Consider the following 26,994-nt stretch of genomic DNA (forward strand, 5'->3'; position numbering starts at 1 on the left):
TTCTACCCCCCCTCATATCCCTGCTTAATTTTAAAATATTTTTGAAGTTTTTCTACGAAAAACAGGTCAACGGCATGAAACGCAGCCGTTGACCTGTCTTTTATTTTTCGTTCTACTCCGCCACCGTGAACCCCGCCATGCGGAAAAACTGCCGATACGCCTCCGCCTTCTTCTCAAGCTTCATCGGATAGGCACGCGAAGTGGACGGCAGACGCGTGACGAGGAGATCGCGCACGCCGCAGCGAGCAGGAACGGTCTCGCCCGTCTTGACATCCTTGCCCTTCTTCTCCGCCGTGAGCAGATCAAAAAGGATCTCCGTCGCCTTTCCGCCCGTCGTGCAGATGCGGCGGCACTGTGGAATCTGGGCCAGAATCTCAGGCAGCTCCACCGTCTCCACGACCTTCAGATAGGCGTCGGACGCATTGCCGTGCGTGCGGATGGCGCGCCGCACGCCGGGACACGAGCCGATGCCGCGCTCCGTGAGAAATGCCTTGATGCGCTCCGCATCAAAAGCCTTCTCCCCCGGCACCTGAAAATGTGCTGCATCACCGAAGAACACGAGCCCATAGACGCGCCACATATCGTTCTGAAAGTTCGGGTAGTGGAATGCCATCGCCCGTTTTTCCTTTGCCGGCGGAAAGCTCCCCATCATCAGCACTGTCGCCTGCGGCGGCAGAAACGGCGGGAACGGCCGCAGCTCGACGTCCTGTTCATCCGCTGCGGCATTTTCTTGATTCGTTGTCTTTTTATTCCCCATTGTCCCCTCTTACAGCAGCCCCAATGCGTGCTGGACGACGAGCGACGTCACCGCCACTGCCGCCCAGCACACCATCCCGAGGGCAAGCGGCCGCGCCCCATTCTTTACGAGCGACGGGAGATCCGTGTTCAGCCCGATCGCACTCATCGCGAGCACAATCGCGAACTTTCCGAGCATCCCCAGCCCATGCGAGAGCTCTGCGGGGAGAATGCCCGTCGTATTCACAATGCACGCGACGATGAAGTAGAGCACGAACATCGGAAAGATGCGCCGAAGAGAGAACCCTGCGCCGCTCTTTTTCGCCCCGCGCATCACGAGCAGCGCGAAGAAGAGGCAGACCGGCACGATCATCAGCGTACGCGTCAGCTTCACAATCGTCGCATACGCGCCCGCATCGTGACTGTACGCATAGCCTGCCGCAACCACGGACGACGTATCGTTGATCGCCGTGCCTGCCCACATGCCGAAGCCCTGATCGGACATCCCCATCGTGTGCCCGAGGAACGGAAAGAGAAAGACCGCAATCACGTTAAAGAAGAAAATCGTCGCAATCGAGATCACCACATCCCGATCCTTTGCCCCGATCACAGGGGCAACCGCCGCAATCGCCGAGCCGCCGCAGATCGCCGTTCCCGCACCAACGAGCGCCGTCATGTCGCGATCAAGCCCCATCAAACGTCCCACGACAAGCGCCGCAAGGAACGCTGCCGCAAGCGTAAAGACCATCACATAGAGGGACTGCTCTCCCACCTCCACAACGTGAAAGAGATTCATCTCAAAGCCGAGCAGGATGATCGCATACTGGAGAATCTTCTTGCCCGTAAAGCGGATGCCGCTCTCCGTCTTCTCCGGACGCCGCTTTTTCGCGAACAGCATCCCGAGCAGAATGCCGAACACGGGTCCGCCCACGATGGGGAAATACAGCCCCAGCACGTAGGCCGGCACGGCAAACAGCATCGCATAGAGGATGCCGTCCATGTACTCTCGTTTCATCGAAATCCTTCTTTCAAAACGCGCCTGCGGGATCATCCCCTACGCAAACAGCTCTGCCCACTCCGCCTCGCGAAAGCCCACCAAGACACGGTCCTTCGTGATGAGGAGCGGCCGCTTCACGAGCATCCCGTCCGAGGCGAGCGCGGCGTACTGCTGCTCCTCCGACATCTCCGGCAGCGTATCCTTCAGCCCGCGGTCGCGGTAGATCATCCCGCTCGTATTGAAGAACCGCTTCAGCGGCAGTCCGCTCTTCTTGTGCCACGTACGCAGCTCCTCTACCGTCGGGTTCTGTGTCTTAATGTCGCGCATCGGTGCCGCACAGCCATGCGCACGCAGGAATTTCTCCGCCTTTTGACACGTCGAACACTTCGGGTAGCCGATAAAAAGAACTTCCATATCTGCCATATTGTTTCCTCCGCTTCCATTCACGAAATAACATATATCTTTATTTATTATATCGCCGTGCAAAAATTTTTCAATTTTTTCTTTTTGACCTATTGACTTTTTGACTTTTAGCAGTATAATAACAATCGAAAGGTGATTGAAGCACCTTCCCAATAAAGATATTCACATGGCTGAGGCGGATACCAAACAGCGCATCAGCCAACAAAAAGATCTAAGGAGTTGATCATCATGTTTGGACTTGTACCTTTTGGCGGACATCGCGGGCTTACCTCACGTGAGCATAATACCCCGTTTGATCTCTTCGACGCCATGCGCGATTCCTTCTTCGACAGCAGCTTCCCCGCAGCGAACTGGGGGGCATCCTCATTCAAGGTTGATGTGAAGGACAGCGGCGACCACTACGAGCTGAGCGCCGACTTGCCGGGCATGGCGAAGGAAGACATCAGTCTCCGCTACGAGAATGGCTACCTCACCATCGCTGCGACGCGCAACGAGTCAAAGGATGAAAAGGACGACAACGGAAACTACATCCGCCGCGAGCGTCATACGGGCGAAGTCAGCCGCTCGTTCTACATCGACGGCATCGACGACGCGAACATCCGCGCCGAGTTCAAGGACGGCGTCCTGCAGGTGAACCTGCCGAAATCGGCATCTGCCCCTGAGCGCAAGCAGATCGAAATTCACTGATCCCACATGCCAAACAGACACCAAAGGGACCGCATGGAAGAAATAAATCTTCCATGCGGTCCCTTTTTGACGTTGTATGAAGGTCACACACCTTTACGTCATCAATCGCGTCGGCGTTTTCCTCTGCGGCGCCGCACATCCGCATCGATGCGGTCTTTCCACGCGCTCGTCAGCGGAGCGGCACAAGTCCGCACATGATGTATGGCTTCCTGCATGACCTCGTAGTTGAGCGCCGTCCCCTGTTGGTCACTTTGGTAAGTGACCGCACGATCCGCGCAGATGCCGATGGCCCCCGCCGCCTCAATGGCGTCTATGTTCGCCCCGAGGAAGAGGAATTCCCAGCCGTATTTTGCCTTTTGCCGCCCGATCATCTGCTTCACCTTGTCATAGGTATAACGGCGGCTGGCGTTCTCCATGCCGTCCGTGGTGATGATAAAGAGCGTCTTCTCCGGCCGGTCCTCATCACGGGCGTATTTGTGGATGTTGCCGATGTGATGGATCGCACCGCCCACGGCATCGAGGAGCGCCGTACAGCCCTTGACAAAGTAGGTGTCCGCAGTCAGTTCCTCCACCTGCTCCATCGGCACGCGGTCATGGAGCACCTCGCACACATCGTCGAACAGCACTGTGGAGACAAGAGCCTCCCCGCTCTCCTTGCGCTGCTTTTTGATGAGCCCGTTGAACCCGCCGATGGTGTCCGCCTCCAAGCCGGCCATCGAACCGCTCCGATCCAGAATGAACACGATCTCCGTTAAGCCTTTCTTCATGATAAGTGCCTCCTTCCTTAGCTGACTTCATTCTAGCAAAAATGCAGAGGCGCAGGGTCGCCTGTCAGGCGACATCGAAAGAATCGCTATATTTATCCGCATGCATCCCTCAGCAGCCAAGCAAGGGCTGCTGGAACGCAAAGAGTGTCTCGTTGATGGTGAAGATATCGTACTCCTTCCGCTCAATAAAATACTCCACAATGACATCCATCTTGGAGCTGCGGGAGAGCGCATATCCCGCGCGTCCGATAAAATCACGCGTTTCCTCGAGATCGAGTTCCAACGCCACAGCGAGGGTCAGGGCTGTATTCTTGCTGGGCTGGTAGGCGGGATTATTGCGGATCTTCGAGAAATGCCTGCGATCCACATTCGCCCGTTTATATATCTCCGGATCACTCTTTCCCTTGAGGTCAATGAGCCGAAGAAGTGTCTCAGAGAATGTATCGTCGATTTCGTCCAGTAAATTCTCCAACGAGCCGGCGCCCGCATCAGCATCCTCCGCCGCAGGCGTCGGCGCAGCTTCTCTCACGCAGGCCTCCGCAGCATCCAAATATGCCGTCTCGTGACAGACCGTGATCCGACGGTCGCGATCATCGCCGCGATATTCCTCATCCAGCAGTTCCGCGACATATCTTTCGTCGAGATAGCTCTGCACGTCGTCAAAGAGCGTGTCTGAGATCTTAAAGCTCTTTCGGTCGAACACCACCAGATAGACGTCCATGTCATGTTCCTGCAGGAAATCACGAATGGCCTGCACTGCTGCAGCAATCGCGATCTCAGAAGGACAGCCGAACACGCCCGCGGACAGGAGAGGGAAAGCAATGGAGGAGCAGTCGCGTTCTGCCGCCAGCCGAAGGGAGTTTTGATACGCACGGCTGAGAAGTTCGCGTTCCCCATGACTGCCGTCCTGCCAGACCGGCCCCACCGTATGGATGACATAACGGGCATGGAGGCGGTACGCAGGCGTAACAGCAGCCGTACCCGCGGCAATATTGCCGATCTTCCTGCGCGCGGTTAGGAGTTCCGCTCCCGCCGCCTGATGGATGGCCCGATCCACACCGCCGCCCACAATGGCGCGGGGGTTCGCAGAATTGACAATGGCGTCCACCTGCATCTTTGTGATATCGTTGCGTACAATCGCAAATGGCATGATATCGAACCTCCTAAAAGGAAGCGCTGCTCTTCCTTACGTCTTTTTTGACAATTCGACATAAACGGTCTCGCTCCTGCTGTATGGTTGATGTTATCCATGGCAGAAGGGACGTAAATCGTATGCGCCAATCGGGCGTCGAATGGATCGGTGCTTCCTAGGGAAGTACTGATAAACTCAGCACCGCCGTCTTAGTAGATCTTTTTCGCCCTGTCTGTGCCCTAGAATCCTCCACATAGCCTCTGCTGTGCGTCCGGTTTGTCTCCTTGACAGAACAAAAAATCTGCACCAATTCGACGGACTTCATTTTATCAGTATTTCTCTAAAGTATAGGATAATTTTATTTTCCTGCACCTCTATCTATTTTTCTTTTTTGTGGTATACTGTATACAATTGTTGATAATCTGTGTGCGGATGTAAAAAGGAGAGATCACGATGCGAAAAGAACACGATTTTCTCGGCGAGCTGGAGGTACCGGACGAGGTCTACTACGGCGTACAGACGATGCGTGCCGTGGAGAACTTCAACATCACGGGGCAGAAGCTCGACCCCGATTTCATCATTGCTCTTGCGAAGGTGAAAAAGGCGGCGGCTCTCGCGAATATGGATACGGGACGTCTGCCGTGCGAGATCGGCGATGTGCTCGTGCAGGCGGCAGATGAGATCATCGCAGGCGGACTGATCGACCAGTTCCCCGTTGACCCGATTCAGGGCGGTGCGGGCACATCGATCAACATGAACATGAATGAGGTGCTCTGCAACCGTGCGCTTGAACTGCGCGGTGAGCCCAAGGGACGCTACGACATCATCTCGCCGAACAACCATGCGAACATGGCGCAGTCGACAAACGATTCCTTCCCTACAGGCATCAAGGTTTGTCTCTCAAAGAAGGGGGACGATTTCCTCGCCGCGCTCGACCGTCTTGCGGCCGAACTGGAAAAGAAGGCTGTCGCCTATCGCGGTATCCTCAAGATGGGGCGTACGCATCTGCAGGATGCTGTCCCCATCACGCTCGGGCAAGAGATGGGTGCCTATGCCTCCGCTGTGCGCCGCTGCATGAAGCGCACGCGCATTGTCCAGCGCGCGATCCACACGATCAACATGGGCGGCACCGCCGTCGGCACGGGGCTGAACGCGGAACCCGCGTACATCAAGGCGGTCGCCAAGCGTCTCTCGGAGATCACGGGGGAGACATACCGTACGTCGCAGAACATCATCGATGCGACAAACAACACAGATGCGTTCGCCGATTTCTCCTCGGCGCTCAAGAATGCCGCGCTCGTCCTCATCAAGATGGCGAACGACTTCCGTCTCATGGCATCGGGACCACGCTGCGGGCTGAACGAGCTGCATCTGCCGATGCGCCAGCCCGGCTCCTCGATCATGCCCGGCAAGGTCAACCCCGTCATTGCCGAGGTTCTCGATCAGGCGTGCTATCAGGTCATCGCAGGCGATCTCGCCGTGACGTTCGGTGTAGAGAACGGCCAGTTCGAGCTGAACGTGATGGAGCCGGTCATGGCGTTCAATATGTTCAACTCGCTGAACTACATCACGCGTGCCGTCAATACGTTTGTCGACAAGCTCCTCATCGGCCTCGAGCCGAACGTCGAGCAGTGCCAGAAATGGCTCGACAACAGCGTCGGCATCGTCACCGCGCTCCTGCCGCACATCGGCTATGAGAAATCCGCTGAGCTCGCGAAGGAGGCGTATACGACAGGAAAGCCCATCCGCGAGATCATCCTCGACCGCGGCATCCTCACGAAGAAGGAGCTGTCGCACATCCTCTCGCCGCGCCAGATGACACGCCCCGGCATCGCCGAGTAAGGCGTTCATGCCGGCTGGGTCATTTTTAGGGAATCACGGATAAAGCATCTGCTCGGATCGGCATAGATTTTTTCGTCCAAATAAGACGGAAGACCTCCACAGCGCATGGTGCTCTGTGGAGGATTTTTTTATCACACGTCGAATCAATACAGGCAGCCATCTCTTTGGCAGCTTTGGCAGCGGCTGTCTCGCTGTTTTACTTCTAAGGAGGTTTTTTCATTGGCTATTGCGGGAGGAATTATCGTTGTCCTCGCATTTGTCGCGATCATCAAAAAATATGAGACGCGTATGGTACTCTTCGGTGCCGGACTTCTCATGTGCATCATCGGCGGTGTCGCCGACAGCGCCATTACGACGTTCAGCAAGACCATGGTGCACACCACACTCGTTCCCGTCATCTGTACGGTCATGGGCTTCTCCTACGTCATGAAGCTGACGGGCTGCGACCGTCACCTCGTCGCATCGATCTCGGGCGTCATTACGCGGACGAAATTCGTCCTGATCCCGCTCGCAATGCTGCTCACCTGGTGGATCAATATCGCCATCCCGAGCGCGGCAGGCTGCGCGGCAGCAGTGGGCAGCATCCTCATTCCCGCCCTCATCGCGGCGGGCGTGCATCCCGCCATGGCAGGCGCCGCCGTTCTCGCAGGGACATGGGGCAGTGCGATCAGCCCCGGCACATCGCACAACCCGTTCGTCGCCGATCTTGCGGGCACAGACATCATGTCAGTCATCATGAATGAGGCACCGTCCGCCATCGCTGCATCCATTGTCTGTGCCGTCACGCTCGCCGCGATTGCGATCATCCGCAGCGAAGGGCCAAACGAGGAACGCCGCGCCGCCTATCTCGAGGAACTTGCGGAGGAGGAGCGGGATGAAAATTTCCACATCAATCCGCTCTACGCCATCGTCCCCCTCGTGCCGCTCATTCTGCTCGTCCTCGGCAGCAAGCAGGTCGCCGTCCTGCCGCTGGTGAGCGTCCCAACCGCCATGATTACGGGCTGCATCCTCTCCCTGATCGTCACACGCACAAGCCCGCAGGAGGTCACAAAGAAGTTCTTCGACGGCATGGGCAGTGCTTACGGCAGTGTCATGGGACTCATCGTCGCCGCTGCTGTCTTTACCGCCGGCATGACCGCCATGGGGCTGACGGGCGCACTCATCGAGACAATGAAGGGCTCCGAGTCCATCGCGCGTATCGCGGGAGCATTTGGTCCATTTGTCATCGCGATCATCTCCGGCTCAGGCGACGCCGCGGCACTCGCGTTTAATGGTGCAATTACCCCGCACGCCGAGGCCTTCGGCATGACCATCGTCGATCTCGGCTCACTCGCCCAGATGGCAGGTGCGATCGGCCGCTCCATGTCCCCTGTCGCCGGTGCCGCCATCGTCTGTGCAGGTCTTGCCAAGGTCAGCCCGATGGAGATGACGAAGCGCAACGCACTCCCGATGCTCCTCACAACCATCACGTTTATGATTGTGCTCTTCCTCTGAAAGGAGGTATCTCATGATCAATCAAAAAAGAGTCCTGGATGAGTTCCTGGAGCTCGTCTCCATCCGCTGCTCGACGCTTGATGAGCGCGAAATCGGCGATCTCCTCACAGCACGTCTGAAGGAACTCGGCGCAGCAGAGATCCACGAGGATGCTGCGGGAAAGTTTCTCGGCGGAAACTGCGGCAATATCGTCGCAAATTTTAAAGGGACGGCGGCAGGCGCGCCGACCGTAATGCTCACAGCACACATGGACTGTGTGGAGCCATGTGCAAATATCCAGCCGATCGTCAAGGACGGCGTGATCCGCTCCGACGGCACGACCATCCTTGGTGCGGACGACAAGGCAGGCGTCGCTGCCATTCTCGAGACCCTGCGCTGTCTGAAGGAACAGAATCTGCCGTACGGCGACCTGCAAGTTGTCTTTACCGTTGCCGAGGAGGGCGGGGTCAACGGGTCACGCTGTCTCGATATATCGCTGCTCCACGCGGATTTCGGCTATACGCTCGATACGCACGGGCACGCAGGGACAGCGGCGTTTAAGGCACCGGGCAAGAATCAGCTGGCGGTGCGCATCATCGGCAAGGCGGCGCACGCAGGCATCGACCCCGAGGCCGGGCGGAACGCGATCATAGCGGCGGGGCGGGTGCTCACGACTGTCCCACAAGGGCGCATCGATGCGGAGACGACCTGCAACGTCGGCAGGATCGCGGGCGGCACAGCGACGAATGTCGTCGCAGAGTTCTGCACGCTGAATTTCGAGACGCGCAGCCGCGACAAGGGGAAGCTCGACGCCCTCACACAGCGCATGGTGGACGCCGTCCACGGCGCGCTTGAGGGGACGGGATGCCGTGCCGAGATCGAGATCAAGAAGGACTATGATCCGTACGAGCTGCCTGCCGATGCATTGCCCATCCGCTACCTGCGGCGCGCGGCGGAGAAGTGCAATTTTCCCGTTGTGCTCGAGGAGGAGGGCGGCGGCTCGGATGCGAACCATTTCAATGCCTACGGAGTGCCGACCACTGTCCTTGCCGTCGGCATGACGGACTGCCACACAAAGGAGGAGAGCATCCTTGTGCAGGATCTCTATGATGCGGCAGAGCTGACGCTCACACTCGTACAGGAAGTCGCCAAGGGATAAGGAACAGCAGATCGAATGACTGACGTCATTTCGCCTGCGGAACAACAAGGGAGGAAATATCATGGAACTGGATGCAGAGATCATGCGCCTTGCCGATGGAATGCAGGAGGAACTGACGCGTCAGCGGCGCGACCTCCATCAGCACCCGGAGCCGGGCTGGACCGAGTTCCGCACGGCATCGATTGTGGCAAAGACGCTCACGGAGCTCGGCTGGGAGGTGCACACAGGACGCGAGGTCATGGAGGAAAATGCCCGCATGGGCGTGCCCTCGCCCGACGTTCTCGCACGTGAGAAGGAGCGTGCCGCCCGTGAGGGGGCAGACCCGCAGTGGCTCGATAAAATGGACGGCGGCTTTACAGGTGTCGTCGGCGTGCTGCACTGCGGAGCGGGCCCCGTCGTCGGTCTTCGTTTCGACATGGACAGCAACGATGTAACTGAGACGGATGCACCGGAACATTTCCCGAACCGCGAAGGATTCGCCTCCTGTCACCCCGGTGCGATGCACGCGTGCGGCCACGATGGACACACGACCGTCGGACTCGGTGTCGCGCGCATTTTCTCGGCACTAAAGGACAGACTCAGGGGGACGATCAAACTCGTTTTTCAGCCTGCTGAGGAGGGCGTGCGCGGCGCGCGTGCCATGGCGGAGAAGGGCGTCGTGGACGATGTAGACTATATGCTCGGCGCACACTTTGGTTTTAAGGCAAAGAGTACGGGCAGCATCGCCTGCAGTGTTGTCGGCTTCCTTGCAACGAGCAAATATGACGCCCGCTTCGTCGGCGTCCCTGCCCACGCCGGTGCCGCGCCTGAGGCAGGCAAGAACGCCGTCCTCGCCACCGCCTGTGCCACACTCAACCTCCACGCCATCGCGCGCCACTCGGGCGGCGCATCGCGCATCAACGTCGGCCGCATGGAGGCGGGCAGCGGGCGCAACGTCATCGGCGACAAAGGCCTGATCACCCTCGAGACGCGCGGCGCAACGAGCGCCATCAATCACTATATGGAAACCGAGGCAGAGCGCATCATCAAGGCGGCGGCGCAGATGTACGACGTGCAGGTCAGCATCGAGAAAACGGGCGGTGCCGCCGGCGGCAGCAATACGCCGGAGCTCGCCGCATATCTCGAACACCGCGCACGGGAGCTGGGACTGTTCAAGGACATCATGTCCGAGACCAACTTCGGCGCGAGTGAGGACTTCTCCTATTTCATGGAGCGAGTGCAGCAGAGAGGCGGACAGGCGGCATACATGATGATCGGTGCCGATCTCGCCGCGGGGCATCACGACTCGCACTTCAACTTCGATGAGCGCGCTCTCGTCTATGCATTAAAGATGCTTGCCGCCTGTGCCGCATCACTGCTGATGGAGAAATAATTTCATCGCAGTGAACCATAATGCTGAATTTATCAGTGTTTCCCTTATACAAACAGGGAGTGCCGTTGGCACTCCCTGTTTTATCACCTGTTGCTAAGCCCCCCTCTTCATGCTATAATTTCCTCAATAAAAGAAGACGAAAGCGGGTGATTCTTTGACGGCAAATGAACCCTATCGCAGCGGAGGATCGCAGGAGATGGGCGTTCCCGCCCGACGCGGGGAAAATGCGCCCACAGCTGTGCGCCGCATGGATGCGCCGTCGCTCAGTGTGCGGCAGGACGCCATTACGCCGGAGTACTTTATCGCACATTTCTACGAGTACCTCCCGCGCTACATCGCGGGCGGTGCGCCGACGGCAGACACACGCGACACCTACGAGCTTGCCATCCGCCTCTTTCTCCACTGGTGCATGGAGCAGGGACTTCATCCGCTGAACGACGTGCATGACTACCAAATTCGCGTCTATATGGAGGAGATGCGGACGCGCGGCTACAGTGCCGCCACCCTCATGATCAAGGGTGCCGCGATTCGGGCCTTTTACAAGGTCGCCCAGCGCCTCTCCTTCATCGCAGAGAACCCCTGCGCTGACCTGCAGCTACGCAACCCGCAGCACCTCGACGAAGACTATAAATACCTCACCGTCGATCAGATCAAGGAGATCTGCGAGGGGCTTGCCGCTGACAAGAACGAACTGCGCCGTCTGCGCAACCTCCTCATCGTCTACCTCATGGGCGTCGAGGGGCTGCGCGTCGTCGAGGTCATGCGTCTCTCCGACGAGGACATCGACTGGCAGCGCGGACGCATCGAGATCCGCGGCAAGGGACACGCGGGCATCATCTACCCCTGTGAGGAGACATTCGGCATTCTGCGTGCATACATCGAGAAGCGCGGTGCTGTTCCGCCCGAGAGCCGTCTCACGCCGACCATCATCTCCTGCGCGAACAACAATCCCAAGGGGCGCATCTCACGCGTCGGCATCCGCTACGTTATCAACAAGGCGCTCACCGAGGCGGGGCTTAAGCAGCCCGGCTATGCATGCCACCTCTTCCGCCACAGCTGCGGTACGAACCTCTATCAGGAGACCAAAGACCTGCGTGTCGTACAGGAAACCCTGCGCCAGCGCAGCCCCAAGGTCACGGCGAAATACGCCCACGTCCACGACCGCATGGAACGCCGCTACACACGCGGCATTACACCGGGACTGAATGTGGAGAGCGTGCAGAGCACACCGCCTGCAACGAGTGAAAAATAAGCTGTACACAAACACCCGACCACAAGAGCAATGCGCTCTTATGGTCGGGTGTTTTAAGAAATCGCTGATAAAACAGCCCCTCAGATTGACGTAGATCTTTTCCAGAACAAGGTGCAGAACCGTTATGCAGAGAGGGGGGCTCTGCACTAAATTTTCCGCCAAAGTGCAGGCAAAAAAGATGTACTGCGGATGACAGGTATTGCGTTGGTCCGTACGTCGTTTATCCTCTATTATGAGAAATCGCCGACATGATTATTTGTTTTATCGATGTAGTAGAGTTTCACATACTTCTCCATTGTATAGAAAAAGTGAAAAGAAGCAAGGATAAAACCGATACGTCCATCCAGGAAGCCCCCTCGTAAGAAATACATACGAAAACTCGCCCAAATCGGTCGCAGGATAATATCGAACATATGTGCACGATATCCCTCCTGATAGCGCTTTTTCGCTGCAAGGGTCGTATAAAAATTCAGTTTGTTCAAATGATGCTCCCAATCACGATAGGGATAGTGAACAAGATATGCATCCGAGGGAAATTTTCGAATCTTATAAGAGTGACAGATTGTCGGATGGACAAAGCCCGTTACACTTGTTCCTTTTTTCGGAGCTAAATGTAAGCCGTAACCTGGAAACCAGCCACCATGACGAAGCGGCTGTTCCCAAAAATAGTTGAGACGTCCATTGAAATATACATATCGGCGATCATCTTCCGTAACAACTTTTCGAATACACTCTGCAAGTTTCGGAGATATTCGCTCATCCGCATCCAGGAAATATACCCAATCGCACTGCGCCTGTTCAATCGCATAAGTCTGCTGTGCTCCCCAGTTTCCATCCAGTGCCCGTGTTAAAACACGTGCACCAAGGCTTCTGGCCAATTCTGCCGTCCGATCTGTGCTGAAATCATCAATAACAAGAACTTCTCCTGCAAAGGAGGCACTGCGAATACAGGCCTCTATATTCTTCTCCTCATTTTTTGCGAGAATAAGTACCGATACATTCAGACTCATAAGACCTTCCTTTTCCTCTGGCTGTGTCATTTTTACAAAGCTCCTTCTATAACCGCAACGATGCTTTGCGCAAAGCGCACAGGAGAATATTCGCTTTCTGCATGCACAAGAGCATCATGCCACTGCGGTGCACGACAGTCATACTCATTGATAAACGTTTCCAAAGCTCTGCCAAGCGCATGATCGTCACCGCTCGGAAAGGTAACACCTATAGGAAATCGCGTCAGCACTTCAGGATTCATGTCATCGCTGACCAAGACAGGTTTTTGAAACCCAATCGCTGTAAAGAGCATGGCACTGCACTGATAGCGATATCGCGCCGCCGAATATGGTAAAAGCAAGGCATCGACACTCGCGATAGCGCGCTGCCACTCTGCCCCGATTAATCCACGGTGCAGAAACTCGATACCATTTCCTGCATATGCAGATATGATGCGTTCAAATTCCTTCGCGTCCTCCTCATGCATTGTTGCTCCCTGGACAAACAAGCGGACGGGACGCGTATAGTTCCCTGCAAGATAAACTTTCAGCAAATCCTCAAGTCGCTTTTCCCGGCGAAACTGCCCAAAAAAGCCAATGACAATCGGTTCATCTGCTTTCACAGGAGGACGTAAAGCAGTCTCTATATCACGAGGAATATAAGTTGGTGGAGTAATGTAATGAAGGTTCGTTAGTCGTTCATGAAATATTTTTTCCCCAAATGTAATCACCGTAGGGCGAATATTTGGATAAGGCAATAAATACTTGACGGCATCGAAAAAAGCTGATGCATCACGCGGTGTAATCCCATGATGAAAGAACAAAACCGGAATCGGTGAACAACGCAGGACACTATGTCTTAGCGTGCGCAAATAACGATATGTAGCTGTCGGTACAATGAGTGCATCGAATGCTCTCTCTGTTGCTGCATGGTAAAGCTGACGGTACCAAGAAAAGCGCCGCCGCATACGACGCAATGAAACCATCAGCTTGCCGAAGCCGCGTGCCGTCGTATAAGGAGCTACCTTGCCCTTGAGATAATTCACGGGAACATGATAGTCCATGCTAAATTGAAATCCTTCTGGGACATAAAAACAGACTTCATGACCAAGAGTTTTTAACTCCTCCACAAGGATACGATCAAAATCGACCTCATGTCCCCCTGGTGTCATGATATTCTCAAAGATAGCGATTTTCATATATTCTCTCCACTCTAAGACGACAAAAGCAGCTCGATCAAAATTATCTCACAGCATCCGCTCTCAGCCAGGAGAAGCAAAGCCCCAACAAAAGCCAATGCAGTTTCATCACCATGGAAGTCCCCATATTATAGTTCGTCAGCCCCTGCAAAATCAATCCGAGCAAGACAGCAGAAAGGATCAGCGCGGCGATGTTGTGCGTTGCCAGCCACGTACGGAATCCATAGGTAATCAGCACACACCAGAAAAAAAGCAACGCGCCAAGACCAATGGCACCGCATTCAGCAAGCGTATTCATGACATTGCTGTGTGCATGGAACAACTGAGGTTCCTTCGCGCCGGGCAGGATATATGTTTCCTGATATTGTCTCTCAAAACATCCAAAACCAACCCCAAACATCGGATGATCCTGGAACATGTGGCAGGCGCTCTTCCAAAGGAGGATACGCTCCCAATTGGTCTGGACGTTTATATCCGTAATTGAAACAAGCCGTGCCGAGAGCGTGGGGGACAGGGCAAATGCCGCGGAGAACACAGCCAGTATCAGAACCGCCCCGGCAAATAGCTTTTTCTTCTGCCGAATCATAAAAACTGCACAGACAAACGAAACAATTGGCACAGCAACCCATGCCCCCCGCGTACCGTTATAGAGAAGAGCCGCACCGCTGAGAATAAGCACCGCCGACACGGCGGCGCGCCAGCGTCTGTCGGAATATTTCTCATGCAAAAATATCAGCAATACGGGGATGAACATTGACAGAGTCGCTCCTGCAACCATGCTGAAAGCAAAACCGCCTGCCCGGAAGTTTCCCTGAATTCCCTGGAAGACAATTGCGCAATCATTGATAATAAACGAGACGGCAATACATATACCGATCCACAACAATCTGCGTTTTTCACGTACCATCAGCAGAACAGCATACAGACCAATCATACGATATCCATAGTACTCGACAAACCTTCGCAGGCTGAGGATAACATCTGTTGAAAAGACCGCAGAAAGCAGCACCGCCCCCATCAGAGCCAAAAAGGCCGTGCGGATCCGTCCGCTCGGCAATACATCCTTCCAATCATCATGTTTCAGCAAAAGACGGCACAGAAAAACAATGGTAAGCATCCCCAGAAATACATTGCTGGCACCAATTGATATGCTGCTGAAAAGACCAAACCCGCAGAGCAAATAAAATGCGCACGTGTGAAGCCGCACCACAGGCGTTCTTTTTAGGTCGCTCAGCGTTTCAATGGTCATATCCTTCCCCCAGCAGCGACTTTGCCGCACATTGCACCGTTGCCAAAAGGTTTCCTCCTTCGTAGAGCATTCCCCGCACGCCTGCCTTCTCTGCCGCTGCCATATCACGCGGCGCATCGCCGATCATCAGCGATGCGGCGGGGTCAATATCATGCTCCGTGATCGCACGCAGGAGCATCCCGGGCGCAGGCTTGCGGCAGTCACACGTACATGTATAGGCAGGGACACGTCCCGCCGGATGATGCGGGCAATAGTAGAACGCATCAATATGCGCACCATGCTGTGCAAGCTCAGCATTCATCCAGTCATGCAGGCGGCGGACAGAGTCCTCACCGTAATAGCCGCGCGCAATACCGCTCTGGTTCGTGACAACAATGACAAGAAAGCCGTGTGCGTTCGCCCAGCGGATCGCCTCGACCGCCCCCTCCGTCCACGCGAATTCCGCAGGATCGTGGAGGTAGTGCACATCGACATTGAGCGTCCCGTCGCGGTCGAAGAAGATGGCCTTATTCGGCATAGGAGAAGTAGCCCCCCGCGTTCAGGAAGTCGCAGTATTCCTTCACCGCCTGCTCCATTGGGGTAAAGCCGCCCGTATAGCCCGCTGCGAGGAGTGCTCGTGTGTCCGCCTGTGTGTAGTTCTGATACTTGCCGCGCAGCACTTCGGGGAAATCGCGGTAGACGATCTGCCCCTTGCCGAGTGCGGCGATCACGGCATGTGCCGCCTCGTTATATGTATGTGCCGTACCTGTGCCGCAGTTGTAAACGCCGCTCTCCCCGCCATTTTCAAAGAAATGCAGGTTGACGCGCACGACGTCGCCGACATAGACAAAGTCGCGCCGCTGCTCGCCGTCCGCGATGCCGTCCGTCCCGCGGAAGAGACGCGCCTCGCCCACATCGAGAATCTGATGATAGAGCTGATAGAAGATCGACGCCATCTTGCCCTTGTGATGCTCCTGGGGACCATAGACGTTGAAGTAGCGAAGGCCGACGATCGGGCTGCGTGCCTCGGGAATGACCTGCCGCACATAGCGGTCGAACGCGAGCTTCGAGAACGCATAGGGATTGAGGGCGTCCTCACACGCATCGCCCTCGGTAAAGCCATTTGCCCCGCCGCCGTAAGTGGAGGCGGAGGAGGCATAGAAGAACGGGATGCGCGCGCCCATCGCAAAGTGCAGGAGTGCCTTGGAGTAGGCGTAATTGACCTTCATCATATAGTTGACGTCATACTCCATCGTATCCGAGCACGCGCCCTCATGGAAGATCGCATCGATGTCCGTCCCGTCAAAGTCGCCTTCCTCGACGAGGTGGAGGAAATCGTCCTTGTGCTGATAGTCGATGAAATGGAGACCGCGCAGATTCTTGTAGTTCTCGCCGTCCTCCAGATCGTCGACGATGAGGATGTCGCGATAGCCGCGTGCATTCAGCGCATGGACGATATTGCTGCCGATAAAGCCGGCACCGCCGGTAACGATAATCATAGATCTGCCCCTTCCTGCCGATCGAGCACGCGGAGCAGTTCTTCACGGCTCACGGCATACGTTCCGAGTTTCGAGACGACGACGCTCGCCGCGAGGTTCGCGAGTGCCGCGCCGTCTGCGGGTTTCAGTCCCCCCGCAAGAGCCAGTCCAAAGACGGCAATCACCGTATCGCCCGCACCCGAGACATCGAACACCTCCTGTGCCCGCGTCGGGATGTGGACGGCCTCCTGTCCATGGATGAGCGAGATGCCCTTTGCCGAGCGCGTCAGGATGACGTTCTTCACGCCGAACTTGCGTATGGCATAGTGTGCCGCGCGCTCCGCCGCGCCGTTCTCGTTGGCGATCGGCTCCAGGAGAACCTCGTTGATCTCCTTCAGGTTCGGCGTCACATAGTCCGCCCCCTTGTACTTTGCCCACTGCGGGCCCTTCGGATCGACGATGACGGGCACGCCGTGATCGTGCGCGGCATGGATGATGTGCTGACAGGCGTACTCTGTGCATGCACCCTTGCCATAGTCCGAGATGATGACACAGTCCATGCTCTCGCTCAGCTTTTGCTCGATGTAGGCGAGGTACTGTTCCGCATCTGCGCCGTCGATGGGCTTTACATCCTCAAAGTCGAGCCGCAGCATCTGCTGATGCCCGCCGATGATGCGGATCTTCGTCGTCGTCGGGCGCTCCGTATGGATGAGCCCCGCATAGTCGATGCCGCGCGCCTGAAACTTCCCCAGCAGGCTGTCACAGTGCGCATCCCTGCCGACGTAGCCCGCGATGCTGACGTTCGTCCCAAGGAGCGCAAGGTTGTGTGCGACGTTTGCCGCCCCGCCGAGCGTTTCGCGCGTCCCCGTCACGTGGGTGATCGGCACCGGTGCTTCGGGCGAGATGCGCGTCACCTCGCCCGTATAGTACTTGTCGAGCATGACATCGCCAACGACGAGGATGTTGCTGCGCGTGCTTTTTTCGGCAACGACACGGCGGATTTTTTCCATATCCATGAAAATACTCCTATCTGCTCTGCGGTAAACTCGAACGGACGACCCGCCCTGCTGCTCCCTTGGGCGCAAGGACAAATCCCCCGTCCGCCATCTCCACGACCCGCGTCTCGTGGTCCGTCGGCGCGGGCAGGTCACAGGCGGGACGCTCCTCCTGCTCATGCAGGATCTGATCGGCATACTGCAAGATGAGGTCAGGCGGCATCCGTTTCATGCACATCATGTGCTCCTCGCCTCCGAGCGGACACTCGTGGATGCGGCAGGGGTGGCACGGGACGGGCGCACGGACGGAGATGCTCCGCGCATCGTAGGGGTAGAACCCGGGAATGGGCGATGCGCCAAACATGCAGATCACGGGAACGTGCATCGCGACGCCGACGTGCATCGGCCCCGAGTCCGTCGTGATGAAGAGGATGCAGCGGGAGAGGAGTCCCGCAAGTACGCCGAGGCTGACCTGCCCCGTAAAGACATGCAGATGAGGATTCCCGCGCTCCTGCATGTGTGCACGGCAGGCCTCCACCATCGCTATATCCATCGGCCCGCCCATGACGGCGATGTGATAGCCGCGGCGGAGGTAGGTGTCGGCGACGCGGGCAAAGTAGTCATCGATCCATCGCTTGGTCGCCCAGCTCGCACCGATATTGAGTGCGATCACCTTGTCGGCCGGGGCGAAGTGCTCCGTCCAGAGCCGCTCTGCCTCCTCTGCCGCGGCAGGCGGAATCCACATCTCGAGCCCCGCCGTCCCGTCCGCAGCGAGCACGCCCGCCGCCCGCAGTGCCGCATAGTGTGACTGCACTTCGTGCATCACCTGATTCTGACTTGGGCTGACATGGTCAAAGGCGAGGGAGAAGCCGGGCTTTGCGTAGCCGACGATGCGCCGTCCGCCGCTGAGCGCGGCGAGTGCTGAAGCGCGCTCGTTGCGGTGGAGATTGATGACGAGATCGTAGTGCCGCTTCCGCAGGCGCATCGCACAGCGCAGGATACCGCGAATGCCGCCGTCCGCGCCCTTTTTGTCAATCAGAAGGCATTCGTCGAGATGCTCGTTTGCGGCGACGACATCTGCGAGCTTCTTGTCCGCGAGGAGGGTGATGCGCGCCGCAGGATACTGCTGACGCAGGGCGGCGAGCACGGGCGTACCGAGCATGAGATCCCCGAGGTGCATGAGGTGGATGACAAGAATGTTGCGGTAGATCTGCGAAGCCATTGCTCACCTCTTTTTTTCATGTGCCGTCTTTCGCAGGATATCCTGGACGGCAGTGAGAATGCGTTCTTCCGCAATGCTCTCGATACATTCTGTCGCGGGCAATGCCCCCGTCGCAGGATCGCGCGGCTCGACGAGAACGACATCATGTGCTCCCCGCGGGCCCCAGATACGCGGGTCGCCGGTACTGAAGATCTCCACGACGGGACAATGCACTGCCTGGGCGATATGCGCAGGTCCCGTATCCACCGAGACAAGGACATCTGCATCGCGCAGCAGAACCGCAATCTCCGGAAGGGAGAAGGTCCCCGCCAGAACATGGTGTTCATCCAGTGCGGCCCGCTGCGCAATCTGCATGAGAAAGCTCCGATCCTGCGCGCTGCCGATCAGATAGACCGGCCGTGCTCCCTCCGTCTTGGAAAAGTCATGAATCAAGGCGGCTGTTGTCTCCGCGCCGAGACTGCGCCGCCGGACTCTGCCGCAGGGACACAGGACAAGACAGCCCCGGTCAGCGAGCCCCAGGGGCTTACTCTTTTCGCGAAATGAATGCTCAATCTGCGCCGGTATATGGAGCGCCAGGCTGGCATCGCACGTGGTGATGTCAAATGTCCGCAGAAAGTCCAGCTGGTTTTGCACCTCATGCTTTGGCTGGGAGCGGTCTGCCGGTGCTGTCTTCGTCAAGAAGAAGCCTCCATGCTGTGCATCGTAACCAAATCGGCTTGGAATCCGCGCAAGCCATGCGACGGCTGCACCACGCGGCGCAAAATTCATACAAACGGCAAGATCAAAGCGGCGTTCCCGAAGGCGGCGTGCCATGTGCAGCATCCCGAGTATTCCCTTGTCACGGCCTTTTTTATCATAGATGAGCACATCGTCAAGATAGGGGTTCATCCGTGCAATGCTTTCTGTCAACGGTACCGTCAGCATCGTGATACGGGCGTCCGGAAAAGTTTCATGCAAAGCTCGTACAGCAGGTACGGCGAGGACGATATCTCCAATGAACGCAAGGTTAATGACCAGTATATTCTTATACAAGGTGCTCCTCCCTATGCGGCTGCTTCGCATGACGAAGTGCTGCCCCGATCCTTTCTGCCGCCTCATCCACCGTGATCGCCGCAAGGCAGTCCAGCCCCTTCGGGCAGGCGCGTTTCCAGCAGCCGCGGCAGGATCGGTCAGCCTCGATGGCGTTCCCTTTCTGCCCGTATGGCCCGTTGCGGTTCGCATCCGTCGGCCCCATCAGCATGACGGTCGGCCGCCCGAGTCCCGCTGCGAGATGCACAGGTCCCGTATCACCGCCCAGAACAAGTGCGGCATGCGTAAAGATCTGCGCGAGCTGCTTCAGGTTCGTCCGTCCGACGAGATTCACGGGCGGAATTTCCGCCGCTGCCATGATATCGGCGGCGATTGTCTCATCCAGATGTCCCCCGCCGACGAGCACAGGCACGATATGCTGCCCATAGAGGCGGTCACCGAGCGCGGCAAAGGATTCCGCCGGCCAGCGCTTATTCGGCCAGTTCGCGCCGACAGCAAAGGCGACAAACGTCCGCTCGTCCGGCACGCCCTCACGGCGCAGCAGGGTCTCCGCCGCCATACGGTCACGATCCGAGACGGCGATGGGAAAGCGCACCGCATCCACGCGGCAGCCGATGGCACGCGCCACATCCAGATAGCGTTCAACGATGTGTCCATGTGCGTGTGCACCGCGCACGGGGCGGCTCACATGATCCGCCCCCTCACGCATGTTCGCCGTACCAACGCGCTCCGCTGCCCCTGCCGTATAGACGATCGCCGCCGACTTAAAGAGCCCCTGCAGGTCGAGCGAAACATCATAGCGGCGTGCACGCAGGCGGCGGCGCAATGGCGGATATTCACGGAAGAATCCGCCGACGCTGCGGAATTTCGCCTTGTCAAAGAGAATGATGTCGTCGATGCAGGGATTCCCCTCAAGCAGGGGATAGGCGGGCGGCTCGACCACCCACGTCAGATGTACATCGGGATAGGTCTCCTTGACGGCATAGGAAACGGGCAGCGCATGAATCACATCGCCGATCGCACTCAGTTTGACGACCAAGATATTCTTCATGAACTGCCCTCCTTTCACGATTTTCTCCCTGCCTTTTCGATGATGTTCGTCGTGGATTTCCCCGCGACGAGCGGGACCAAGACAACCTCGCCGCCGTACGCCTCGACGATGCGCGCCTCGGGCAGCGTCTCACGCGTATAGTCGCCGCCCTTTACGTAGACCGCAGGGCGCACCTTCGCGATCAGTGTCTCCGCCGTATCCTCGCCGAAGATCACCACCGCATCGACGGCGGAAAGTGCTCCGACGACTTCCGCGCGATCCTGCTCGCTGTTGACGGGGCGTGTCTCCCCCTTGAGCCGCCGTACAGAGGCATCGCTGTTCAGCCCAAGGATGAGCAGGTCCCCCTGCGCACGGGCCGCCGTGAGATAACGTATATGTCCCGCATGAAGGATGTCAAAGCAGCCGTTCGTAAAGACGACACGTACCCCTGCCGCACGCAGTGCCGCCGCATACGCCTCGATGTGTTCGTCAGGTATGAGCATGACCGTCCCCTTCCGCCGTGAGCGCCGCATGCAGCTCCGCCCATGCTACCGTCGCCGTCCCGCGTTTCCGCACAGCAATGCCGGACGCCGTGTTGCTGAGGCGTGCCGCTGTCACGGGATCAACGCCCACAGCAAGGGCGAGTGCCATCACGGCGACGCACGTATCCCCCGCTCCCGAGACGTCGAAGATCTCGCTGTGATCGCTCACGGGAATATCCGTCGCCGACCCGTCCGCGAGGAAGAGTGTCATGCCGTCAGCACCGCGCGTGATGAGCACGCCGACCGCCGAAAGCCGCGTCAGGAGTTCACGGCCTGCCGCATGAATATCCGCCGCCGAACGCAGCTCGCGCCCGAGCGCCGCCGCCAGTTCCGCATCGTTCTGCTTGACGTAGCCGATGCCCCCATAGCTGAGGATGTCATAGCGGGCATCCACGATGCTCGGAATCCTCCGCTGCCGTGATTCTGCGATCACCGTGCGGCGCACGCGCTCCGTCACCGTGCCCGATCCGTAGTCCGAGAGCACAACCGCGTGCACCTGTGGGAGGAGGCGCGTGATCTCTGCCAAAAGGTGCTCCTCTGCCTCCGCTGCAAGCGGTGTATGCCACTCGCGGTCAACGCGCACAATCTGCTGACTGACCGTCGCCCGTCCGCCCGCGATAATGCGCGTCTTCGTGATGGTCGGATGCGCCGCATCACGGACAAAGCCCGTCGTATCGACTCCATTCTCCCCAAGGACGGAGCAGAGGGCATCGCCTCCTGCATCCGTGCCGCAAACCCCCGCAGCATACGAGCGCCCGCCGAGTGTCGCCGCATTGTTTGCCACATTTGCCGCACCGCCCGCCACGACGCGCTCCGTGCGCTGCTCGAGGACGAGCACGGGTGCCTCGCGCGAGATGCGCGAGATTGTTCCGTCGAGGTAGACATCCGCCACCATGTCCCCAACGACAAGTACGGCGGCATCCTTTAGGCGTGCAAGAGCATTTACCATGGCGTAAACTCCCATTTAATCCGCCACGTATTCTGCTTTGAACGATAGCGCAGAATGATCTGTGAGCAGTGCAGATCGTGGAACCAATAGTAATCGACATCCGTCCATCGGTGCGGCTCCATGGCGTATTTCGTGCCGACCGCAATGCGGTCACGCTCACCGATGCGGTAACTCAGCCCGCTCATAAGCACGCGGGAGTAGTCCTCCTGATCGTAGGAGAAAAGGGCGTTCTCCTTGGAGCTCTTCGTGTATACACCGCCGACATAGGCAGCAAAGCGGTCATTGAATGCCTTTGCAAGAAAAGCGCTGACGTTCATGCCCTGCACGCGTGAATGGTCGTGACTCTCACGTGTAATGGAATATCCTGCCGCGAGATCCAATCGAAAGCCGTGGAAGGGGATGGTATCATGCACGAGCGACACGCCGTACTGCCAATGATTGCTGTGGATTCCGCTGCCGTACCAGCGTCCGTATTCCGAGAAGAGACGATAGGTGATCGGCGATCGGCCAAGCCGATGGCTGTAGTCCGTGAGAAGGGACGGCATCTTCTTGACCCACTCGCTGTTGCCGTCCTCGAAGATGCCGTAGGTGACCATGGCTCGGGCACCGGCATTTGCCCACCCGAGATCATAGGAACTGCGCCAGCCGCGCTTGGCTGTCACGCGAATATGCTCGGCTGCTGTTACACGCGGCGCAACATTCTGCTCAAAGGTCTGCTCCACCCATGCACCGTCATTGCTGTCATAGCCTGCGCGCGGGAAATTACGCTGCATCGGGTGCGCAACATCAACCTCATGTTCTTTCTTCGTATAGATGACTTTGTTCTTCAGCCAAAACTTTACGTTGTGCAGAACGAGGTGATCTCCGGGGTAGAGTTCCGCCCTCTCCGCGCTGAGGTGATAGTCCGGATTCTTTGCCCCGCACTTCGTCTGTGTACCGTCATAGACAACGATCTTGTCGGGATAGAATTCAAAGCGTTTGCCCGTCATATAGTAGGCACCGGCCTTGCCGTCCGCCTTCTCCATCGACCCCGTGTGCTTTTGATAGTTATAGTTGATGCGATAGCCGTCGAGCGTAACACGCGGCATTCCCTGCGTCAGCTGAAGCACATGTGCACGATCGGGAACGGAGACATCCCCCGTCTGTGTATTGCCCTCGACATAGTCTCCTTGAAAGCGCCGCGCCTCAAGCTGAACAATATCCACATGTCCCTTTGCGGTAAACTCGCCCGTGCTCTCATCATAGGTCAGATCGTCGCCCTCAAACGCAATGGGCGAGGGCTGATCTGCGGCAACGGGATGGCGCAGGTGTTTCTTCAGGGCTGCTGCATCGGCGAGCAGCTTCTCCTGCTCCGGCGAGAGGCGATTTGCACGTGCTTCACGACGTTCATTCTCGACGAAATCCAAATGCTGAAATCCCGTGTCCGAGTCCCCATTGTACGATGCGTGTGCAGCACCCGGAAGAACCGCACATGCGGCGGTCAGTGCGAGCAAAATACGCGTAGTAAGGGCTGTGGTCATCGGCGCGTTCTCCTGTCTTTTCGATGTCTTTTAAAAGTGATTTGACGCTCTTATACTACATCATAAACGGAATTTTCGCAACTGAAAAGAGCGCTGTGACTCCCGCTCCATCCGCGGAAGCGGGGCAGATTACATTTGACGCATCAAAAAAATTCCTCTATAATAGATCGGAATCAGAGAGAAAGCAAAGGAGGCGATTCCCCACATGCAGCATTTTTCGATTGGCGGGCTGCTCGTTGCCCTCGTTTTATGCCTCAGTCTCAGTACCTGCGAGGCGGCAGAAGATATGCGCTTTGCCGACGCGAACGGAGATACAGGCTACTACGTGGATGCCGCGAGCATTGTCCCCCTCTCGGATGCAGAGCGGGAGGCCACCGTCGCCGTCATCAAGGCTGCGGAGAATCGCCGTTACCTCTATCGGATGCGCTTCAATCGGCAGGTGTGTACCTATCAGATTCTGTCCATACAGGTCTGTGTCTATGACACCAAGGAGGTGCTGCGTACCTCACAGGCAGCGGAGGCACCGCGGCCTTACTCCATCACCTCGCCGATGCAGAGCATCGAGGATTTTATCGAAGAGCTGCTGGCAAAGCAGCCAAAGGCAACATAGGAGGATGAATCCATGCGACAGAAAATCTGCGCCCTTGTGCTGGCCCTCGTCATGGCACTCACGTCCGCTGGTCCGGCGTTTGCCGCTGAGCCGCCGAATGCCGTCCAGTCAAAACTCTCCCTCATCGAGCAGGACACTTACGGACGCGAGCAGACGGGTGCGCTCATCGACCGCATCAACCGCCTGGAGCGCGACTACGACGGAAAACATCGCGGCGGCAGCCTCATGGCGCGCATCGATGCGATCTACGAGGAGGTCTATACGAACAGCGCATCGCCGTCCGTTCTAATGGATCTCAACGCCATCGAGTGGAACATCAACCACGAGACGAGCATGCGCTCCGTGCAGGAGCGCGTCGGCGAACTCGAGACGGCACTCCTCGGCAAGACTTCCGAGGGTACGTTCAAAAAGCGCATTGCCGCCCTCTCGACCGCATCCTTTGGACGTGCAGAGATCCCCGTCATGCCCGTCTCCGTCCCAGCAAACACACTCATCAAGATTGCCCTTGTCACCCCGGTCAACGCGAAGAATCTCAAAGTGGGCGACACCATTGAGTACCAGATCGCGGATGATGTCTTCGTCAACGACGTACTCGTCTTCACGAAGGGCTCGCGCGGTGAGGGCACTGTCACGAAGGTGCGGCAGGCACGCAACTTCGGCCGCAATGCAGAGGTACAGATCGACTTCAAGGAGACGAAAGCACTCGACGGGACATACGTGACGACCTATATCGGCGAAGAAGCGAAGAAAGAAATGGAGCACCTCGCCATGGCTGCGGGCGCATCCCTCGCGGGCATCGTTGTCCTCGGTCCCATCGGCGTTGTCGCGGGCGCGTTCGTCCACGGCAAGAACGTCGATCTCCCCGCAGGTACGGAGCTCTACATCCAAACAAAGAGTGATACGACGCTCTTCGGTGTACAGACCACCTACGACAGCGCAGCACCGTTCCAGCGCGATGCAGCCCCCATCCCGATCAAGGCCGACAGCACAAATGACCAGAGCGTCTATAACGACGCGGCTTAAACATCATCGTGTCCGCATCTGCCCCCGCTTTGGCGCGGCAGATGCGGCATTTTTATTATTCGGGGCGACCATGCAAAGAGCGCACACGGCGTTTGCCATGTGCGCTCTTTCGCAGGTAATGGCTCAGCGGACGTAGAATCCTGCGAGCTGCATATTCGCATCGTAGCTGAGACGATAGACGACAGCCGTGGACTGATAGCCGACGGCGATCTCGCAGACAACGAACCAGGCATTGTTCTCCTGTCCCGCTGTCATATACGTCTTGCCGACAGAGACACGCGTCCCCCAGTTCGGTGCGAACTGCCCCTTGGCCTCATTGATTTGATCTAACGTCAGATGATCACGCAGATCCTTCGTTGCCTCAGCCTGAAGGCCTGCGATGTCGCCCTTTTCAAAGCGCTCAATCGTCGCCATCATGTGCTGCTGGACAACATCGCCCTGGAACGGAGCCTGCTCCTCCTGCGCCTGTGCGGCAGGTGCATCCGCCGCATAGACCGCAGGCGCGGCAATGAACGCGCTGCCGGCGACAAAAGCGGCAGCAAGGAAACGGGAAAGGGTACAAGACTTCATAGAATATCCTCCTTCACTTGAGTAGGCATCCCCCTACTTCACACAGGAAAAACAGGCGAGTGACTCCACGCACTCTACGGAAACCTCGCGATAGAGGGCCTTCAGCCGCTCTGTCAGGCTCTCCTTTGTGTCATACGGAGGGGTAAAGAATCCCATGCGCGTGTAGAGCTGTGTCACCACGAATTCCGTCCGCGCATTCTCCCCCAGGACAAACACCGACCCCGTCAGGCGTCCGCCGGGACGCAGCACGCGGTGCACCTCGCTCCATGCCGCCTCCTTGTCGGGAAAGGCATGAAACCCATTGATCGAAACTGCCGCGTCAAAGGCAGCATCGTCGAACATCAAATGCCCGACGTCCCCCTCCGTAAAGGTAACGTTCTGAATGCCGAGCGCCGCCGCACGGGCGCGCGCCGCTGCGAGCATCGCAGGCGAGTAGTCGAGGCAGGTGATCTCCGCATGGGGCAGTTCCGCATAGATGGGCAGCGAGAGACACCCCGTCCCCACGGGTACCTCGAGCAGCCGCCCCGCGAACCCCTCGTGTGCCGCACGGAGCGCCAGCGTCACATAGCGCTGCACACCGCTGCGGTCCAATCCCCACACGAGCCGCGAGACGAACTTGCCCGACAGCGTCGAATACGTCATCATCCCGTCATAGAGACTCGCAAGCCGCCCCACCGACCGGTATGCGCCACGTATCTTCTCATAGCGCCGCAGTTCCTCGTCCATCCTGGCATCCTTTCTCCAATTCGATCAGCATTTATTCTAGCACAA

General features: G+C 57.5%; 28 protein-coding genes. 8 read left to right on the plus strand and 20 right to left on the minus strand.

Annotated elements, in window-relative coordinates; all coding sequences use genetic code 11:
- Nucleotides 1-112 precede the first annotated feature (112 nt).
- The 3 genes from HMPREF0908_RS05765 to HMPREF0908_RS05775 are packed head-to-tail and all read right to left on the minus strand — an operon-like array spanning nt 113 to nt 2,155.
- Nucleotides 113-757: a hypothetical protein gene (locus HMPREF0908_RS05765; protein ID WP_006690505.1), complete on the minus strand. Its 645-nt coding sequence runs from the start codon at nt 755-757 to the stop codon at nt 113-115.
- Nucleotides 758-766: 9 nt separating this feature from the next.
- Nucleotides 767-1,750, minus strand: coding sequence for a YeiH family protein (locus tag HMPREF0908_RS05770; protein ID WP_040572538.1), 984 nt, complete (start codon nt 1,748-1,750; stop codon nt 767-769).
- A 39-nt stretch (nt 1,751-1,789) separates the two neighbouring features.
- Entirely contained in the window at nt 1,790-2,155 is a 366-nt protein-coding gene (locus tag HMPREF0908_RS05775; RefSeq protein WP_040572539.1) for an arsenate reductase family protein, read from the minus strand.
- 228 nt (nt 2,156-2,383) lie between these two features.
- Between HMPREF0908_RS05775 and HMPREF0908_RS05780 the strand changes: the two genes are divergently transcribed.
- On the plus strand, nt 2,384-2,842 hold the full coding sequence (locus tag HMPREF0908_RS05780) for an Hsp20/alpha crystallin family protein (protein ID WP_006690508.1): 459 nt from the start codon (nt 2,384-2,386) through the stop codon (nt 2,840-2,842).
- Between the two features lie 101 nt (nt 2,843-2,943).
- Here the strand turns inward: HMPREF0908_RS05780 and HMPREF0908_RS05785 are convergent, their stop codons facing one another.
- The 3 genes from HMPREF0908_RS05785 to HMPREF0908_RS11275 all read right to left on the minus strand — a co-directional run bounded on the left by HMPREF0908_RS05785 (nt 2,944) and on the right by HMPREF0908_RS11275 (nt 5,066).
- Nucleotides 2,944-3,609 (minus strand): vWA domain-containing protein, encoded by a 666-nt coding sequence (locus HMPREF0908_RS05785; RefSeq protein WP_006690509.1) that lies wholly within the window; start codon nt 3,607-3,609, stop codon nt 2,944-2,946.
- 109 nt (nt 3,610-3,718) lie between these two features.
- A complete protein-coding gene (locus HMPREF0908_RS05790; RefSeq protein WP_006690510.1) occupies nt 3,719-4,759 on the minus strand; it encodes a macro domain-containing protein in 1,041 nt (346 codons plus the stop codon).
- A 157-nt stretch (nt 4,760-4,916) separates the two neighbouring features.
- The gene (locus HMPREF0908_RS11275; RefSeq protein WP_071585459.1) at nt 4,917-5,066 is read right to left on the minus strand and encodes a secretion protein HlyD; all 150 of its coding nucleotides are present in this window, start codon (nt 5,064-5,066) and stop codon (nt 4,917-4,919) included.
- A gap of 128 nt (nt 5,067-5,194) precedes the next feature.
- Between HMPREF0908_RS11275 and HMPREF0908_RS05795 the strand changes: the two genes are divergently transcribed.
- The 5 genes from HMPREF0908_RS05795 to HMPREF0908_RS05815 all read left to right on the plus strand — a co-directional run bounded on the left by HMPREF0908_RS05795 (nt 5,195) and on the right by HMPREF0908_RS05815 (nt 11,839).
- On the plus strand, nt 5,195-6,583 hold the full coding sequence (locus HMPREF0908_RS05795) for an aspartate ammonia-lyase (protein ID WP_006690511.1): 1,389 nt from the start codon (nt 5,195-5,197) through the stop codon (nt 6,581-6,583).
- A 219-nt stretch (nt 6,584-6,802) separates the two neighbouring features.
- A complete protein-coding gene (dcuC, locus tag HMPREF0908_RS05800) occupies nt 6,803-8,077 on the plus strand; it encodes a C4-dicarboxylate transporter DcuC (RefSeq protein ID WP_040572540.1) in 1,275 nt (424 codons plus the stop codon).
- A 13-nt stretch (nt 8,078-8,090) separates the two neighbouring features.
- The gene (locus tag HMPREF0908_RS05805) at nt 8,091-9,215 is read left to right on the plus strand and encodes a M20/M25/M40 family metallo-hydrolase (RefSeq protein ID WP_006690513.1); all 1,125 of its coding nucleotides are present in this window, start codon (nt 8,091-8,093) and stop codon (nt 9,213-9,215) included.
- 61 nt (nt 9,216-9,276) lie between these two features.
- Nucleotides 9,277-10,587, plus strand: a complete 1,311-nt coding sequence (locus HMPREF0908_RS05810) for an amidohydrolase (RefSeq protein WP_006690514.1) — start codon at nt 9,277-9,279, stop codon at nt 10,585-10,587.
- Between the two features lie 196 nt (nt 10,588-10,783).
- Nucleotides 10,784-11,839, plus strand: coding sequence for a tyrosine-type recombinase/integrase (locus HMPREF0908_RS05815; protein ID WP_050755865.1), 1,056 nt, complete (start codon nt 10,784-10,786; stop codon nt 11,837-11,839).
- Between the two features lie 230 nt (nt 11,840-12,069).
- On the opposite strand, the gene HMPREF0908_RS05820 is transcribed toward HMPREF0908_RS05815, so the two are convergent.
- From HMPREF0908_RS05820 to HMPREF0908_RS05875, 12 genes are read right to left on the minus strand one after another with little or no spacing between them, the layout of a single operon-like run.
- Nucleotides 12,070-12,879, minus strand: coding sequence for a glycosyltransferase family 2 protein (locus tag HMPREF0908_RS05820; protein ID WP_006690516.1), 810 nt, complete (start codon nt 12,877-12,879; stop codon nt 12,070-12,072).
- A 2-nt stretch (nt 12,880-12,881) separates the two neighbouring features.
- On the minus strand, nt 12,882-14,027 hold the full coding sequence (locus tag HMPREF0908_RS05825) for a glycosyltransferase family protein (protein WP_006690517.1): 1,146 nt from the start codon (nt 14,025-14,027) through the stop codon (nt 12,882-12,884).
- A 43-nt stretch (nt 14,028-14,070) separates the two neighbouring features.
- Entirely contained in the window at nt 14,071-15,276 is a 1,206-nt protein-coding gene (locus HMPREF0908_RS05830; RefSeq protein WP_006690518.1) for an O-antigen ligase family protein, read from the minus strand.
- A complete protein-coding gene (gene gmhB / locus HMPREF0908_RS05835) occupies nt 15,266-15,793 on the minus strand; it encodes a D-glycero-beta-D-manno-heptose 1,7-bisphosphate 7-phosphatase (RefSeq protein ID WP_006690519.1) in 528 nt (175 codons plus the stop codon). The genes HMPREF0908_RS05830 and gmhB overlap by 11 nt, the downstream gene beginning before the upstream one ends.
- Nucleotides 15,783-16,754, minus strand: coding sequence for an ADP-glyceromanno-heptose 6-epimerase (gene rfaD / locus HMPREF0908_RS05840; RefSeq protein WP_006690520.1), 972 nt, complete (start codon nt 16,752-16,754; stop codon nt 15,783-15,785). The genes gmhB and rfaD overlap by 11 nt, the downstream gene beginning before the upstream one ends.
- Entirely contained in the window at nt 16,751-17,749 is a 999-nt protein-coding gene (rfaE1, locus tag HMPREF0908_RS05845) for a D-glycero-beta-D-manno-heptose-7-phosphate kinase (RefSeq protein WP_006690521.1), read from the minus strand. Before rfaE1 ends, rfaD begins: the two co-directional genes overlap by 4 nt.
- Before the next feature lie 10 nt (nt 17,750-17,759).
- Nucleotides 17,760-18,950, minus strand: coding sequence for a glycosyltransferase family 9 protein (locus HMPREF0908_RS05850; protein ID WP_006690522.1), 1,191 nt, complete (start codon nt 18,948-18,950; stop codon nt 17,760-17,762).
- A gap of 3 nt (nt 18,951-18,953) precedes the next feature.
- On the minus strand, nt 18,954-19,982 hold the full coding sequence (locus tag HMPREF0908_RS05855) for a glycosyltransferase family 9 protein (protein WP_006690523.1): 1,029 nt from the start codon (nt 19,980-19,982) through the stop codon (nt 18,954-18,956).
- Complete coding sequence (locus tag HMPREF0908_RS05860) at nt 19,975-21,030, minus strand: glycosyltransferase family 9 protein (RefSeq protein WP_040572542.1); 1,056 nt, start codon at nt 21,028-21,030, stop codon at nt 19,975-19,977. The genes HMPREF0908_RS05855 and HMPREF0908_RS05860 overlap by 8 nt, the downstream gene beginning before the upstream one ends.
- Before the next feature lie 14 nt (nt 21,031-21,044).
- Nucleotides 21,045-21,512, minus strand: coding sequence for a D-glycero-beta-D-manno-heptose 1-phosphate adenylyltransferase (gene rfaE2, locus HMPREF0908_RS05865; protein ID WP_006690525.1), 468 nt, complete (start codon nt 21,510-21,512; stop codon nt 21,045-21,047).
- Nucleotides 21,499-22,500, minus strand: a complete 1,002-nt coding sequence (locus HMPREF0908_RS05870; protein ID WP_040572543.1) for a bifunctional heptose 7-phosphate kinase/heptose 1-phosphate adenyltransferase — start codon at nt 22,498-22,500, stop codon at nt 21,499-21,501. Before HMPREF0908_RS05870 ends, rfaE2 begins: the two co-directional genes overlap by 14 nt.
- Complete coding sequence (locus HMPREF0908_RS05875) at nt 22,494-24,020, minus strand: LPS-assembly protein LptD (RefSeq protein WP_006690527.1); 1,527 nt, start codon at nt 24,018-24,020, stop codon at nt 22,494-22,496. Before HMPREF0908_RS05875 ends, HMPREF0908_RS05870 begins: the two co-directional genes overlap by 7 nt.
- A gap of 205 nt (nt 24,021-24,225) precedes the next feature.
- Here HMPREF0908_RS05875 and HMPREF0908_RS05880 point away from each other — a divergent pair, with 205 nt between their 5' ends.
- On the plus strand, nt 24,226-24,630 hold the full coding sequence (locus HMPREF0908_RS05880) for a hypothetical protein (protein WP_006690528.1): 405 nt from the start codon (nt 24,226-24,228) through the stop codon (nt 24,628-24,630).
- Nucleotides 24,631-24,642: 12 nt separating this feature from the next.
- Nucleotides 24,643-25,653: a hypothetical protein gene (locus tag HMPREF0908_RS05885; RefSeq protein WP_006690529.1), complete on the plus strand. Its 1,011-nt coding sequence runs from the start codon at nt 24,643-24,645 to the stop codon at nt 25,651-25,653.
- A gap of 123 nt (nt 25,654-25,776) precedes the next feature.
- On the opposite strand, the gene HMPREF0908_RS05890 is transcribed toward HMPREF0908_RS05885, so the two are convergent.
- Both HMPREF0908_RS05890 and HMPREF0908_RS05895 read right to left on the minus strand, forming a co-directional pair.
- Nucleotides 25,777-26,223, minus strand: a complete 447-nt coding sequence (locus tag HMPREF0908_RS05890) for a DUF3887 domain-containing protein (protein WP_006690530.1) — start codon at nt 26,221-26,223, stop codon at nt 25,777-25,779.
- Between the two features lie 33 nt (nt 26,224-26,256).
- Nucleotides 26,257-26,949: a class I SAM-dependent methyltransferase gene (locus tag HMPREF0908_RS05895; protein ID WP_006690531.1), complete on the minus strand. Its 693-nt coding sequence runs from the start codon at nt 26,947-26,949 to the stop codon at nt 26,257-26,259.
- Nucleotides 26,950-26,994 lie beyond the last annotated feature (45 nt).

The sequence above is a fragment of the Centipeda flueggei ATCC 43531 genome, from assembly GCF_000160695.1.
Lineage (GTDB): Bacteria > Bacillota > Negativicutes > Selenomonadales > Selenomonadaceae > Centipeda > Centipeda flueggei.